The following is a 13,958-nucleotide window of genomic DNA, read 5'->3' on the forward strand; positions in this document are numbered from 1 at the left end:
ACCAACAAAATGGCAAACGGATCCGCCGCTCACGATAGCAAAGTGGCTGTGTTGGTCGATTGCGACAATGTAAACCCTGAGATCGTTGACCATGCCCTACTGATGGGAGCGCAGTTCGGCCGGGTGGTGGTTCGGAGGGGTTACGGCAACCACTCCACGCTGACCAAGCGTTGGCAGGAAACACTCGTCCGGCAAGCGTTTACCCCATGCCTGCAATACCAATACGCCGCTGGCAAGAACACGGCGGACATTGCGTTGGCGCTGGACGCCTTAGAAGCCATGTTCGACCAGCGCGCAGACACCTTCTGTTTGGTCACCAGTGACTCTGACTTCGCCTACCTGTGTCGTAAGCTTCGAGAACGAGGAGCCACGGTTTGCATCGTGGGTGAAGCTAAGACGCCAGAGGCGTTGCGTAACGCCTGCGACCAGTTTTTTGAGTGGCAACCAACGGAGTCGAATGCGACCTGCGAAGAGTCGCCTGCTCCGACTGCTAAAGTCGCGCCCAGCAAAGCCGAAGTGGCCAAGCCGATTCCCAAACGCCGCCCTCGCTTCCTTGTCGACGCAGTTGCCTTACTAGCCGATGGGACCACGGACGGGGAAGTGGTGCTAGGGACACTCGGCCACTATCTGAAGCGGACTGACCCATCCTTCTCGCCGAAGGCCTACGGCCACTCCGGCCTCCTGGACATGATCCAGACATATGACCTGCTGACAGCCACACAAGCGCCCGGCGGGCATTGGCTAGTCAGACTGGCACCACAACCCGAATCGACAGCTGCATGACTTTGTTACCGGCAGGCTTCTGTCATCCCTAGGCATTGAGAGTCAACTTCAATATTTGTGAACCAGCGCAGATTCCGTCTCTTGCCAATCTGGGACGAAGTGCTTCGATGTGAAGACCCTTCATACTGAGAGCTTCAGAGATCCAATGCCTGCCAACGTAGAACTTCGCATCGCCAGCCGCCTTCTGCCCGCCCTCATGGCGCAAAGCGGGACCAGAGACGTCGCCGAACGCGAAGCCGATATTCAACACGCCCTGGATGTAGCCGCCGCTCTGATGCGCCGGTTCGCAGCATCACCTGCCGGACAAGCGCAGCAAGCCTATGTGCCCAGCGCCGGGGCGCGACCTGTCCCACGGGCGGCGACTGTAAGCCGAGATCAGGTGCCGCCAACGTTCATTTCGCCGGACGAATGGCGCAAGGCACGCGGGCTGGCTCCCGCGCCGGCTCCTCGAAAGCCTTCTGGACCGACGATTCACTGAAAGGCAAAGCCCCGCATCTGCGGGGCTCTTTCGTTCAATGGAGGGTGGGCGGCCGTGGCTTCAAAACTGGCACCGGGGTGTCGGCGACAACCGGAGCCATGGTCTGGCACTCAAGGACGAACTGTGACGGCGAAGGCATGGCCTCCAGTTCGGTCGCTCTACGAAGAACATCCGCATCGACCTCCGCCAATGCCTCGGCGGAGCCCCGCGACCGCGCCTTCTCCAGCTCCTTGGTCCGTTGCTCCAGCGCAGACAGGCGGCGCTCCCGGCGCTGCGTCCATTCGGGGCGCGAGTAGCCGTTGGTTCCCATGGGGTAGTCGGTGTTGAAGCGCTCCCATTCGTGCTGAGCCAGGTGATGTAGGCGTTCAGCCCTGCCCAGCGACACCAATCGCAAGGCACGCCCCAGGATTGCCGCTCGCAGTGCCCGGACCTGGAGAACCGCCTTGGTGATCCACTGCCGTAACGGGACGGTCTCCCCAGCCCGCCCAAGTTCGGCTTGAGCCCATTCGAGACCAGCACGGATGCGCTGGGTCGCCAGGTCTGCCCTGGCGCGCGCGATGTCCTGAAGGTCTCGCAGGGCCTGAGCCACGCGCTCGTCGAGGCTGATGGGCCGCTGATCTTCGTTCGCTTCGTGCTGGCGGCCCAAGACCTGAGGCAGCCGCATTCCGGACACGCCTCGAATCTCCAAGCCAGGAGCCAAGCCCCGCATGGAGGACGGCCGGCCACCTTGGCCATGACCGACTGACGGATGCATGGGCACGGCCCTGCCCTCACGCCCAGCTTGAATGGTGAGATGGTCCAGATGTTCGGCGTTGCCGGCCTCAATGGCGTCATTCTCTGCTACCAGCCGGCTGTCCATGCCCTTTCGGGACAGCGCGGCAGCCGCCTTGCCCAGGTGCTTGGTCGGCTCTCGAGACAATGCCACCGCCTGGAGTTCGTCTCCCCGGTCCGACGCCGCCCGAGCCTGCTCTGCCAAGCTGCGGTGGTCAATCGTGACCGTCAGGCCAGCGGCTTCAAGATGTGCGTTGGTCGTTTCAGCGACCATTTCCCGGACCCATTGAACCTGCACTTTCCCCGACACACCCCCATCGAGCTCGCGCGTTTTCTGTCCAAACCCATCCGGACCAATGCGCCTGGTGCTGGCAAGCAGGTGCACGTGATGGTTGAGCCCGTCCGGGGTTCCAGGGGAGTGAATGCTGGCTTGAATGGCGAACTGGTAGCGGTCTACCAACGCCTCGGCAATGGAAAACGCCAAGTGTGCGCGCTGTTCGTCCGAAAGCTCATGGGGCAACGACAGCTCGAACTCGCGAGCCACCGTAGCGTCCTTACGGCGCTCGGCGGCTTCGGCCACGGCCCAAAGCTCGCCGGGCACCAGCGCCCAGTCGGGTGCATCTGGCGGCGCGAGGCAAAAGGTTTCGACAACGCCGCTCCTACGGCGGTAGTCGTGCTGTTGCCCGGTCGCGAAATCGGACAGCAGTAGACCGCCCCGGTAGGCGGCTGCGGCGACGGCGGACTGGCCCTTGCCTCGGCTGAAGGTTTTGACTGATGTGTGGAAGATGGCCATAAAGACTCCTGTGAAAACAGGTTCTTTATGGACCAGCTTTTGCCGTTGGCAAGCCTCGCAGAGGCTTGGGGTCCCAGGGGCGAAGCCCTTGGCGCGCGCATCCGCCAGGATGCCTAAGTGCGCTATTCGCCCTTGCTATCAGCTTGGAGACACAGGGCCACTTGCGGGATCACAGGCGGGTGATAGCATGCCGCGCCCAAGGTCGAGATCCTTGTTCAGATTTCTCAATCTCAGCCTCTGAGAGCCTGCTTTGGCAAGCTAACACAGGGGTCGACGACGTCGAATCGCTGTGCTACAAAGTAGGCATAGACATGCTATCTACACCCTTTCAGGGCGTGAGGGCTCAGGCATCAATGATCGGGACCATTGCTGTGGCGCGATCACGCATTTCATCATTCGAGACATGTATGGCAGTCAAGAAAAATCCCGAGTCCCCCGGTAAGCAGAAAGATAGCTTGCCGACCTATTGCGAGATTCAGGCAGATGCTCGAGATATTCCCCTAGAGCCAGCCACGATCGATGTGGTCGTCACGTCCCCTCCGTATTGGAAGAAACGCGATTACAGCTTCGCCGGCCAGATTGGCCAAGAGCCGACCCCTAAGGCTTTTGCGGCCACCATCGTTGACTGCCTGCGGGAGTGGCGACGCCTACTTGCCCCCCACGGCTCTGTATTTGTAAACCTCGGCGATACCTACCACAACAAATCTCTGGCAGGCGTCCCCGGCCGCGTTGAAGCGGCTGCTGCTGATGATGGCTGGATCCTTAGAAACCGAATCATATGGGCGAAGGAAGGCGGCATGCCCGAGCCAGCAAAGAATCGGCTTGCGAATCGGCATGAATATATCCTTCACTTCACTAAGGATGCCGACTACTACTACGATGCCTTCGGCTACTCAGAACAGTTTGGGAACGGAAGCACACAAGGCGACGTATGGAACATTGCCCTCCAGAGAAGCATGGGAAGTCATCTTGCGCCCTTCCCTGAAGAGCTGGTTGAGCGCGCCTTGACGCTTGCTTGCCCGCTCATGGTCTGCAACGCGTGCGGAAAGCCGAGGGAGCGCATCATCGCCAGAACTGCCGAGCTCGATCCTACTCGACCGCAAGCAGCAAGAGCGATGGAGCTTGCTAAAAAGCACAGACTGACGGCTGCCCACATCGCAGCCATTCAAGCCACCGGCATCTCGGACGCAGGGAAGGCGCTCAAGGTCCAAACGGGCACAGGCCGAAACGCCGCTAGCGTTCAAATCCTGGCGGCCGAGGCGAAACTCGCGTTGGGGGGCTACTTCAGGGAGTTCACCTTTGCCAAGAAGCGGACCACAGGCTGGACAGACTGTGGTTGCAACGCCGGGTTCCGTCCGGGAATGGTTCTGGATCCATTCAAGGGAACAGGGACCACCCTGCGTGTCGCAGCGCGAATGCAGAGATCGGCGATCGGTGTAGACTTTGCTCCATTAACGGACCGAGCCGTATGGAGCGCCAGTGGCACCGACAATGAGGCTGAAGAGGGAAGCGGTTCGCGCCGCTTGGGAGCAGCTCGAGGGAAGTAAAGTTCACACGCACTTCCTGGGCTACCTGGCCATCCGTGAAACAGCGCAGACGGCTGGTCGAAGTGAAGACTTAAGGGTGAACTTCAAGAGCTTTTTCGACCGATTCCTACGTGCGAATGGCATGTCGGAAGAAGTGCCCTACATCAAACCTTTTGGAGGTCCCACGAATAATAGAAATGTGGCGGGGTCCTACGCGCCAAGCTCCCTGAGGGGTGTAGCCCCCCTGATGAAGGTAGCCAGCTACGACAATGAAGTGACGCCAGTCACGTTCAGCCTGCTTCCCAAGCATGAGTCATTGGCACTCCAGCATCTTTTGAACGGCCGGCCGATTTCCCTCGACGCGCTCGGCGTGTTTCTCTACAGGGACTACTTGGTGGCCCCTGAAATTGCGAGCTACGAGGGCATCAAAGACCTTACCCAGCGTGAGTTTGGACTCTCTGAAGAAGAGGTGACGTCCAACTACTCCACCCCATTTTTCTACAAAGGGGCTCTGTTTCGATGAACGCTCCGCAGCCGATCCAAATGAAACAATCGGTCGAACCAGATAAACGCTACAGTAGGGAGGAACTTGGGATACCGGCACAAGGTGACCCGAAGGCCTCGCCAGCGGACCAGCCGCCATCAACCGAGTCCGAAATCACCATAGACGCAATTTCGGATGAGCACCCTCTATGGTTGTCGGTCAGCGAGGCCAAGATGGACGGCTATGGAGGAGTAATCCTAAGTGGCCCGCCTGGGACCGGCAAGAGCTGGTATGCCCAAAAAATCGCAGCGCGTCTTGCAGGCTCACCGGATCGCATCAGGTCTGTCCAGTTCCATACCGGATATCAATACGAGGACTTCGTGCAGGGCTGGGAGCCCGATGGCGCCGGCGGCTTTGTGCGGGCTAACAGGCATCTGCTCACCATTGCGCAAGCAGCCAAAGAAGACCAAGAAAACAGCTATGTCCTAGTGATTGACGAGATCAGCCGCGCCGATGTTCCCCGGGTGTTGGGGGAAGCATTGACCTACCTTGAAATGTCGCTGCGCGACAGGCCGTTTTATCTTGCCTCCGGGGAGATCACCGAGATTCCGGCGAATTTGTTCATCATCGCTACAATGAACCCTTGGGACATCTCCGTGGATGAACTTGACATCGCACTGGAGCGCCGATTTGCGCACATTGAGGTGTTGCCCAATGCAGAAGAACTCTTAGGCATCTTGGATAGCAATGGAGCGGACGTAGAGACCAAGGAACTTTGCAGAGCGCTTTTCGGCTTACTGCAAGGCTCCAGCAACAGCATGATTCATGTTGGTCACGCTTACTTTTCAAGAGTGAAAGACGAAGCTTCGCTGGACCGACTCTGGAAGTTCCAAATATGGCCCCACATCAAACGGGTTACTCGCTTGGATCCTCCTGAGGCCACCCGAATCGAGACCGCGTGGAAGGCCCGTAAAGCCAACCGGCCGGCTGCGCCAGGACCTGCGGACGAAGTTGGGTCAAATAAAGAATCCGAATGAACCTCAATCTCCCGAGAACGGACCTCCCGCACGCATCACGAGGCGCGGAGGTTTATACCGTTTTTGAGCACGGCGAAATCCAAATTGCGCCGGACCGGATTTTCAAAGGGGACAAGCTCGTTCTTGATCCGGCGGTTGAAAAGGCGGGCTATTTGGCGATCTCCCTTGACGGCGGACGTCTCAAATTACGTGCAACCTCTTGGGTGGGGTTTATTCCCCTGAACGAACACGTGGCCATCCAGGTCCGGCCCCGCGTTCCTATAAGTGTCATGCACGAGCTTCTGTCCCATGTTGCGTCAGGGAAGCAGCGCACTATTCCACTCGGCTACTACGGGTATGGGCAAGGGGAGCTTAGGCCGAGCAACCTGACCGACCTACTTGCGGGAAGGCTAATACATCTCGCCAAGCTTATTCGGCTAAACGGATTGGACTTCGACTTCACGCCGGAGACTTCTACTGGCGTGACGTTGGTTGGCACCCCACTGCCAATCCAAACTCGACTCCAACAGCTCATCACTCACAACCCGACCGTGTCTGTCTCGCGCGCCTGGAAACGGACCGTTGACACCCCGGCAAATCGGGTCGTTCTTGCGACTCTCTCCCATCTTTACCTTGCCTACCGACGCCTTGGCAGAGCTAAAGGCGCCCCGGCCATGTGCTCCGCACTGGCTGAAGCCAAGACTATCTTCTCACGCGTCCACATCAATGACCGACTGTTGAAAGAGATTGCGCTTACGCCCATGGGGCAAAAGTGTGCCAGACGACCGGAGTATGCCGAGGCCTCAGCCCTCGCCATAGCCATTTTTTCCGGTGTTGGGATTGACCCTACGGAGCGAGGTGCGCTTCGACTGAACCCCGTGGTCGTCAACCTGGAGGACACCTTCGAGTGCTTCTTAAGGTCACGCCTTACCGAGCTACTTGCGGCGCATGGCTTAGGCGTCTTTGACGGCAACATCAATGACGCAGAAGGACATCAGCGCAGGCTTTACCGGCATCCGAAGCTGCGAGAGGCGCGCAATATCGAGGTGAAGCCCGACATCGTAATCACGCACAACAAGAAAACAATCGCAGTGATGGACGTCAAATACCGACCGTATGGCGGCAAGGTGCCGGACCGATCAGATGTGGAACAGGTCGTCACGTATGCAGGCGTATATGGGGCTCGCCACGCGATCATCGCCGTTCCACAGCGTCCACAGGGCAAGCCATCGGTGATCGCGATCGGAAAAGTTGGCAAGGTCAATGTTTCGGTTTTGGCGATAGACCTGAATACAACTGACCTAATCGGGGAGCTTGGGAGGGCGACTGAACAGCTTATGGATCGTGTCGCTCCGCACCTACGAACGGGAACATAGCAAACATACAAACAGACCCTAGCCTACTAGAGCCCAATGGGCGGCGTAAAACGCGGCAATATCGCAGCCAAGGTTTCCCCGGCTACGCATCCACGCCTTGACACCTGGGGCCCGTCGTCCGCCGTGCTCACCTACTTCAACCAGGTGATTTAGTCACACAAGAGCGTCGTAGTCTCGCGCACTCAGCCCGAGGAAAGCGCACACGCTCTGACGGTCAAGAATCCTGGATAGCTTTCGCACCCTCGCCCTAACCATGTAGCGAGACGGATCAGCCGGGCAAACCAAAAACCCCGCAAGCAAGTGAGCAATATTGCGCGCATGGAGTTCTTCTTGGACTCGCCAGATATCATCCCTCCGCCCTTGAGGAACGCCTACCCCCAATGCGTAGTCAATCACCAAGTCCAGCTCGGCGCGCCGCACTGCGCGCCGCTCGGCCTTGCTAGGGATTGGCGCAAGCCCTTCGTGAATAGCAGCTGCGCGTTCATCGTATTCAGCCTGGGTCAAACGCCGCCCGTATTCAGGCCTATCTCCGGCCGGGCCCTCTTGGTTTGGAACCTGGTGCATATACGCTCTCAACGATCTCGGGGTCTGAGAGAACCATGCGACGCTCTTGAGAAATGTCAAGTAGAGCTTCGTAGTCCTGAGGCGGCAAGATCTGAGCGAGGCGGTCCTGAAAATGCAGAGTTAGATCATCAAACTTCCTAACGAAATCTTGCCACCCGCCGGAGCCAATTTCACCAAATTCAATCTCGATGACTTCTCTCGATCGCTCAAATTCTTCACGGGCAACCATCATCTTATGGAACTGAATGGTGCTGAACATCTGGCCTCTAGCTACCGCGCGGTATTTAACAAATAGCTTGAAATTCTCAATGTTAAACTCAGCCGCTCTTTGGACTTGATTCTCACCCACCTGCTGGTCCGGAGCCTGTTGACTGCCACCAGTTCCATTAGAACTTTTAACCAGCAATTCTGGGTATGTTTTACCGTAAAGAGCGATGCTCGCTTCAATGAAGGCCTGCTCTGGCGGGGCATTAGAGGAAGCCGCAGTTCCTTGGTAAATGCACGCATCTAGATCACCCGATGTCGAACCATGTAAATACAAAGGTGCCAGGAAGAGACCGAGACCCGCTGAGGGGCGCCCAAACAGCCCGAAGATAGAAACCGATAGCAGGTGACCACGAGCATTGTTAGCAGTGATGCGTGCTGGCAGGAGAATTCTGTTCGCAGACTGGTGGCATACGCCATTTATGAGGTAGTGAGTTATGCCTGCTCGGCCCTTGTCACCGGCTATAGCCTCTGCACGCGTGGTGCTGCCCGCCCCAGAACGAACTACAGTTCCACCGCTATTTCCTCCCCAACATCCCCACGCATACGCCCCGTCTCCACAAGACACATATGCATGATCAGCAGCCTTGAGAGCAATGGAGGTTGGATAACAACAAACGTTTAGGACACCCATCGAGTCTTCCTTGATTACGGCTGGCGGGACAACCAATATCGCTAGCTTAGCCGAATCGAGCTGAGCTGGGCGTTGGGTCAGTGCGCAAGGGGCGGGGTGAACCGATGGAACCGATCGAGTTGCTTCGCCGCCTGGTGGCTAGGCGGTCTCCGACGTGCCGTCTAAGGTTAGTCTTCTGCCCTAGTTTGCCGGCCCACTTTAAAGTCCTTGACCAGCCACCCGTAGGCGTCGGATAGAGCGTCCGGCAGGGACTCTCTGTCAGCGCAGGCGATCTCGACTTCGGACGGAAGCGCCGCCGACGCCCCATCCACGTCCCACACGATGTCGTAAACCCGGAAGATAGTCACTTGCTCTCCAACGCCTTCCCTTGCCAGAGCTTAGCTCAATGGCCTCACGTAGGGGCTATAGGTTGGGAGGAAGCAAGCACCCTGCGGCGCTGGTTTCGCTAAGACTTAATTCTTGCCCTTCTTTCCTTTGTCGGGGGTTTGGCTGAGGGCAGAGCCCGCCGCCGTCTTCGACTTGCTTCCAGTTCGACGGTCACGCAACGCATCACTAGAAGCCTCCGCTGCTTTCGGGCCAGTCTGTTCGTTCTTCGCCATGCCGTCTCCCCCCACCACCATGTGGTGGCAAGCCGAGCATAAGAAAAACTCAGGGATAAACTAACAACCCTTACCCCAGTTATTTAGCGTTCAGCTTAAAAAGCGGGTTTAGTTAGGTTATATCATTTAAACAGTACGGTAATGACTCCGAAAATGGGCTGACCTGACCAGCGCAAGTTATTGATTCTAATGTAAACGCCACCGTGTTTTAGGGCGGTACGATTGGTTAGGCCGACGTGCAAAACGGCACCTCTCAGGCGATGCCTAAGGCCGTGAATAAAAAGCCGATTTTTCGTTGACGATTTCTAGGCCCGCAGTATCTGTACTTCCATCCTTCAGATGGAAGCAACGCAGTGACCTCCCCCACCTCGAAACACCTCAACTCCTACCTCGCAGACCCGACGGGCACGCTCAAACTGACAGACGTGCGCATCGGCCGCGTCCGCATCGGCGAAATGATCGTGACTGGCCGAGAAGCAGCCATCCATGCTCAAGAGATCATCAACGACGCCTGCGAGCGGACCCGTCGAGCGCTCCTTGGAAAGAATGGCACGCGCCACCCTGAGCCTCTCCCCGTGGCCGCCCCTGCTCGATTGCTGTCTATCGAGATCCGGGACTACCTGGCTGACCGCGAGCGCATGGGCCTGACACGCAACACCATCGAGGCCACAGCGCGGTCACTGAAGATGCTCCTGATGGCCTGCGGGGATATTCCGGTGTCCCGGGTCGACCACGTGCATATCTACCGACTCTGGGAGCTGATGCGTTGGGCTCCACCGCTTCTCCAGTCGGACCCTCAGTATCGGAACTTCACGTATGAGCAGGCGGTGGCTCAGGGGAAGGCGCTCTGCGTCCAGCCGCCCGCACCGGCCACCGTAGAAAAGCACCGACGGTTCCTGGTCACCTTCTTTGGCCGACTAGAAAAAGCAAAAGCCATTGTGGGCTCTCCCATGCACTTTTTCCCAGAGGCGAAGAAGGACCTGGTCATTGCCCCCGACAAGGCAGAGCGTTTGTTTGACGAAGAAGATCTGCGTCGCATCTTTGCCCCCAACACATTCATCCCCTGGGCGATGAAAGCGCCCCACCGGTGGTGGGTGCCGATGATTGGACTACACACGGGAGCGCGCATCAATGAAGTCGCTCAGCTGAAGTTGAACGACATCGTCCAAGAGGCAGGCGTGTGGTGCATCAAGATCCAGAAGACGGTAGACGCGGACCTGAGCCACAGAGACAGGAACCGGAGCCGCCAAAGCCTAAAAGGCAAAGCAGCCGTTCGGACGCTCCCCATTCCCCAACCGCTGCTCGATGCGGGGTTCCTGGCATTCGTGGAGGACATCCGCGCTTGCGGCCATCCTCGCCTCTTCCCCCACCTGTCTGCCGGCGTGCGACGCGACAATGGTGACACCAACGCCCGTTACAGCCAAGGCGTCCTCAACCAGTTCAGCAGATACATGAAGGATCTCGGCTTTCCTAAAGGCGTCGGGTTTCACGCCTTCCGACACACCCTTGCCACGGAGCTGCATCACATGGGGGTGGCCGATGAGGACATCGCCCTGGTCACGGGCCACTCCATCAGCAAGAAGGTTCCGGTCTTGCATGAGGCCTATTTCCACAAGAAGCCCGCGCTGGCACGAACGAAGCAGATCGCAGTCCTGGAGAAGTATCGCCCTGACGTTGTGCTTCCGGTCTACCAAGCGGGGCAGTTCAAGGGGGCGTTGTCCGACCCTCGGAAGTTCTACCCGTAAAAACTTGCGGCAGCGTCAGGCCAGACCCTCCATCGCCGAGGCCCCATAGATTTCAACCAATGAAATCTATGGGGAACACTAGACGCTTAAACCAAATCGCGATCGCTTGCAGTCACATACGCAGCAAAACCAGCCGCCCCAAGAGCATCCGCAAGATCTTTCAAAGCGCTCTTTGCTCCAGCCTGGTCTACAGCCCCATCAAACGGAGCAACATTTGACGTAGTTGCGCTGAACTCGTTTTGGACATGAAGGCGGATTTTCACCTCTCCGCGCGAAAACTGGGGAGTGCCTGTGGCTTTGTCACCGTTAGATTCAAAATCCCAGCCCGGCAGCTCTGCTTTACTCAAAGCATCAACCAAAGGCTCCTCTCCATCGCCGAGGATCACTACAGACCGCATATCTTTTTCAGCGCTCATAAAATTCCTTTCTAACAGTAGAGATTACAGCTCAGCACTAATAACCCAGCTTTCTGAGCAGCTCTTCGGCGACAAGCATCCGATCTTCTGATGACAACTGGGAGGCGGCCAAAACGATAGTTGCCAGATGATCGTCCTCGGCGACGAGGTACGCCATGGGGACGCCCAGCACTTCAGCCAGTCGCCCCAATCCATCCAAGTCAATCCCGCTGACCTCGGTCTCATACCGGTTGACCCGGCTGCTCGCCAGCTTCTTATCAAGCCCCATCAGAACCCCCAACGCTCGCTGGCTGGCGATGCCGCGCAGTTCCCGGGCCTGCTTGAGGCGGGCGGCGAACAATGAACGGGGGGAAGCCTTGGGCACGTGAACGAATGTTGAAAAGCTGGGTAGACAGCATGACGCGGTCCCTCGTTGCATGGCAGACTCTTCATGAAATGTAGCACCCTCCCGACTAACCACAGGGGTTTTTCATGAAAAAGAACCAGACAAGGATGGCCACCGCCCTGGCGGCCACGCTGCTGTTGAGTGCCCATGTCGTTCCCGCCCAGGAAGCCACCCAGCCCAACCCGGAGTCAGGGAAGCCGGGCTTCTTTCGACAGCTGGGCAAGAGCCTGAAAGATGCTGGCGGCCAGATGATTGGAGTGAAGCCCACCGGGGCCAGCGGAACTCAGTCTGCCGGCAATGAAGCGATCTACACCCCTGTCAGCGGGGCCGGAAAGATCCAGGGGCTGTTCAAATCCGATAACCACCAGCTCGCACAACAAGGCCGGCTGGACTGGCCCCGCGTGGCGTTGACGTTCCAGGAATGGGGGGCGTCCCTGCCTTGCTGGACGGTCGAAGCGAAGATCTGGACCAGCCCCAGCGCTTCTACAGTGGAAACCTTCCGAACGTGCGCCAACGCGGCTTTGACCGAGACAGACGACCTGGGCGACACCGCCGAACTCAACACGGCCGCCCTCTGGAAAGGTCGCGACAGCCTGATGGGCGTTCGAGTGCCGTCGAGCAAGACCAACACAGGGGCCAGCCGGTCTACAGGCCCTAACCCGCCCAGCCAGCCGTTCGTCGTCAACGTCAGCCGCCCCGGCGTGACTGACAAGGCCGTTGATGTGGCGCTTCGCGTCGCCTGGGTCAGCGGCTTTATCCAGACCGCCGACTTGCACCCGGGCGCGTCGGGGATGCTGACTCCGTTCAAGGACAGCCGGATGTGGATCGCGGGGTTCAAGCCGGAAGGCAATCGAGACCGGTAAGCCCCCTCTTTCTCTACCCGTCCGGGGCGGCCTACCGCCGCCCCATCATCACCCTCAAGGATTGACCCATGAACGCAAGGTTTCCTCTGGCCGGCTTGGCCATTGCACTTACCCTCACTGCTTGCGGTGGCCCGCCGTCTACTAACGATGCCGAAAGGGCACTCGCCACCCTTCTGGAGGAAAGCGGGGCTGGACGGGTTGGCGACATCCGCGACTTCGAACTGACCGGATGCGTCGAGGCCCAAGACGTGGAGGGCTACCGCTGCGACACCAAGGGGAAAGTCTCCATCGATATCGGCGGCCGCCAGGTGCCCATTCCGGTCAGCAAGAACCTTAGGTATGCGAAGGAGTCAGGGAGCTGGAGGGCCTACGCCAAATGAGCGGGCCCCCTCCCCTGCTTGACCAGCCGGTGCCCGCCCGCCGCAATCTCATGACGCCACGGGACCGATTTTTCTGGTGGTATTCGGGTGCCCTGCTCCTCACTGGACCTTTTGGGTTCATTGTCGGGCCGCTCATGGCCCGGCGAGGAACACGGAAGGTAGGACGTCTCTACCCTGCCGAGGCTCGAGTGGCTCAGGCTAGGGATAAGGGGTTCGCTTGGTGGCAGTGGTGGGCCATGACGGTGCTCACCTTGCTGGGCGCTGCTGGAGCCTTCGCAGTGCTGAGCGGACTGCCGATGTTCCTTTTCGTGCTTTACGCACAACTGACCCAAGCCTAATGGCGTTTGCAGAAACAAGAAGGCCCCCTACTTGGGGGCCTTCTTGTTGGGGACGGTTAGGCCGCAGGGACCAAGTAGCGTCCTTCCGCTGTCAACGTAGCTTCCGGGTGCCCCACGATGCTGCCCTTGGCAACAAAGCCCGATGGAGTTGCGCTGCCCCGGAACTCGAGCTCGAACTGGTCGAGCCCACCAAACACAGATTCAGAACCCGGATCCCAGCGCTTGATAGTCAGCTTGGCCGTAAAGCCGGCGTCGGTGCTCTGCATAACCCCTGAATACGTGTAGCCAGAGTCGCCCCCATTGACACCCGATCCCTTGAATACAGCGATGCCCTCGCCCACGCCCTGCATGTTTGACGAAAAGCGAACGTGGTAAATGCCGTCTTTCATTTTCACACCTCCACTGGGTTGGAGGCCCCATTAAATCACCTCTTAGTCTCACCCGCCGCGACGCCAAACAGCGATTTTTAGGGGTGGGATGGCACGTTTGGTGCCATGAACCAGAATCGCCTGCTTTTGGATAGAATCTATCCCACGTAGCTAC

At 58.4% G+C, this 13,958-nt stretch carries 14 protein-coding genes; 9 read left to right on the forward strand and 5 right to left on the reverse strand.

Annotated elements, in window-relative coordinates:
- Nucleotides 1–9: 9 nt before the first annotated feature.
- On the forward strand, nucleotides 10–783 hold the full coding sequence (locus AC5P9N_RS14350; protein ID WP_049450268.1) for an NYN domain-containing protein: 774 nt from the start codon (nucleotides 10–12) through the stop codon (nucleotides 781–783).
- Between the two features lie 512 nt (nucleotides 784–1,295).
- Here AC5P9N_RS14350 and AC5P9N_RS14355 read toward each other — a convergent pair.
- Nucleotides 1,296–2,825 carry a MobA/MobL family protein gene (locus AC5P9N_RS14355; protein ID WP_049459403.1) on the reverse strand — a complete coding sequence of 510 codons (1,530 nt, stop codon included), beginning with the start codon at nucleotides 2,823–2,825 and terminating at the stop codon, nucleotides 1,296–1,298.
- Nucleotides 2,826–3,232: 407 nt separating this feature from the next.
- On the opposite strand from AC5P9N_RS14355, the gene AC5P9N_RS14360 reads away from it, so the two are divergent.
- The 4 genes from AC5P9N_RS14360 to AC5P9N_RS14375 all read left to right on the forward strand — a co-directional run bounded on the left by AC5P9N_RS14360 (nucleotide 3,233) and on the right by AC5P9N_RS14375 (nucleotide 7,227).
- A complete protein-coding gene (locus AC5P9N_RS14360; protein WP_065429350.1) occupies nucleotides 3,233–4,372 on the forward strand; it encodes a DNA methyltransferase in 1,140 nt (379 codons plus the stop codon).
- Nucleotides 4,373–4,598: 226 nt separating this feature from the next.
- A complete protein-coding gene (locus tag AC5P9N_RS14365; RefSeq protein WP_049469145.1) occupies nucleotides 4,599–4,874 on the forward strand; it encodes a hypothetical protein in 276 nt (91 codons plus the stop codon).
- On the forward strand, nucleotides 4,871–5,872 hold the full coding sequence (locus AC5P9N_RS14370) for an McrB family protein (protein ID WP_080356682.1): 1,002 nt from the start codon (nucleotides 4,871–4,873) through the stop codon (nucleotides 5,870–5,872). Before AC5P9N_RS14365 ends, AC5P9N_RS14370 begins: the two co-directional genes overlap by 4 nt.
- On the forward strand, nucleotides 5,869–7,227 hold the full coding sequence (locus tag AC5P9N_RS14375) for a 5-methylcytosine restriction system specificity protein McrC (protein ID WP_164254659.1): 1,359 nt from the start codon (nucleotides 5,869–5,871) through the stop codon (nucleotides 7,225–7,227). Before AC5P9N_RS14370 ends, AC5P9N_RS14375 begins: the two co-directional genes overlap by 4 nt.
- Nucleotides 7,228–7,750: 523 nt before the next feature.
- On the opposite strand, the gene AC5P9N_RS14380 is transcribed toward AC5P9N_RS14375, so the two are convergent.
- Nucleotides 7,751–8,689: a hypothetical protein gene (locus tag AC5P9N_RS14380; protein ID WP_164254657.1), complete on the reverse strand. Its 939-nt coding sequence runs from the start codon at nucleotides 8,687–8,689 to the stop codon at nucleotides 7,751–7,753.
- Between the two features lie 952 nt (nucleotides 8,690–9,641).
- On the opposite strand from AC5P9N_RS14380, the gene AC5P9N_RS14385 reads away from it, so the two are divergent.
- Nucleotides 9,642–11,033, forward strand: coding sequence for a site-specific integrase (locus tag AC5P9N_RS14385; protein ID WP_495223839.1), 1,392 nt, complete (start codon nucleotides 9,642–9,644; stop codon nucleotides 11,031–11,033).
- An 86-nt stretch (nucleotides 11,034–11,119) separates the two neighbouring features.
- Here the strand turns inward: AC5P9N_RS14385 and AC5P9N_RS14390 are convergent, their stop codons facing one another.
- Together AC5P9N_RS14390 and AC5P9N_RS14395 are read right to left on the reverse strand one after the other, a co-directional pair.
- Nucleotides 11,120–11,449 carry a hypothetical protein gene (locus AC5P9N_RS14390; protein ID WP_164254653.1) on the reverse strand — a complete coding sequence of 110 codons (330 nt, stop codon included), beginning with the start codon at nucleotides 11,447–11,449 and terminating at the stop codon, nucleotides 11,120–11,122.
- Nucleotides 11,450–11,486: 37 nt separating this feature from the next.
- On the reverse strand, nucleotides 11,487–11,789 hold the full coding sequence (locus tag AC5P9N_RS14395; protein WP_164254661.1) for a helix-turn-helix domain-containing protein: 303 nt from the start codon (nucleotides 11,787–11,789) through the stop codon (nucleotides 11,487–11,489).
- 131 nt (nucleotides 11,790–11,920) lie between these two features.
- Here AC5P9N_RS14395 and AC5P9N_RS14400 point away from each other — a divergent pair, with 131 nt between their 5' ends.
- From AC5P9N_RS14400 to AC5P9N_RS14410, 3 genes are all read left to right on the forward strand, one after another.
- Nucleotides 11,921–12,697, forward strand: coding sequence for a hypothetical protein (locus AC5P9N_RS14400; protein ID WP_164254651.1), 777 nt, complete (start codon nucleotides 11,921–11,923; stop codon nucleotides 12,695–12,697).
- Nucleotides 12,698–12,765: 68 nt separating this feature from the next.
- Nucleotides 12,766–13,077: a hypothetical protein gene (locus AC5P9N_RS14405; RefSeq protein ID WP_088429177.1), complete on the forward strand. Its 312-nt coding sequence runs from the start codon at nucleotides 12,766–12,768 to the stop codon at nucleotides 13,075–13,077.
- Entirely contained in the window at nucleotides 13,074–13,415 is a 342-nt protein-coding gene (locus AC5P9N_RS14410; protein WP_072168247.1) for a hypothetical protein, read from the forward strand. The genes AC5P9N_RS14405 and AC5P9N_RS14410 overlap by 4 nt, the downstream gene beginning before the upstream one ends.
- A gap of 56 nt (nucleotides 13,416–13,471) precedes the next feature.
- On the opposite strand, the gene AC5P9N_RS14415 is transcribed toward AC5P9N_RS14410, so the two are convergent.
- Entirely contained in the window at nucleotides 13,472–13,804 is a 333-nt protein-coding gene (locus tag AC5P9N_RS14415; RefSeq protein WP_072168248.1) for a GrlR family regulatory protein, read from the reverse strand.
- Nucleotides 13,805–13,958: the final 154 nt, after the last annotated feature.

Source organism: Stenotrophomonas sp. YJH_SMC_6, assembly GCF_059371335.1.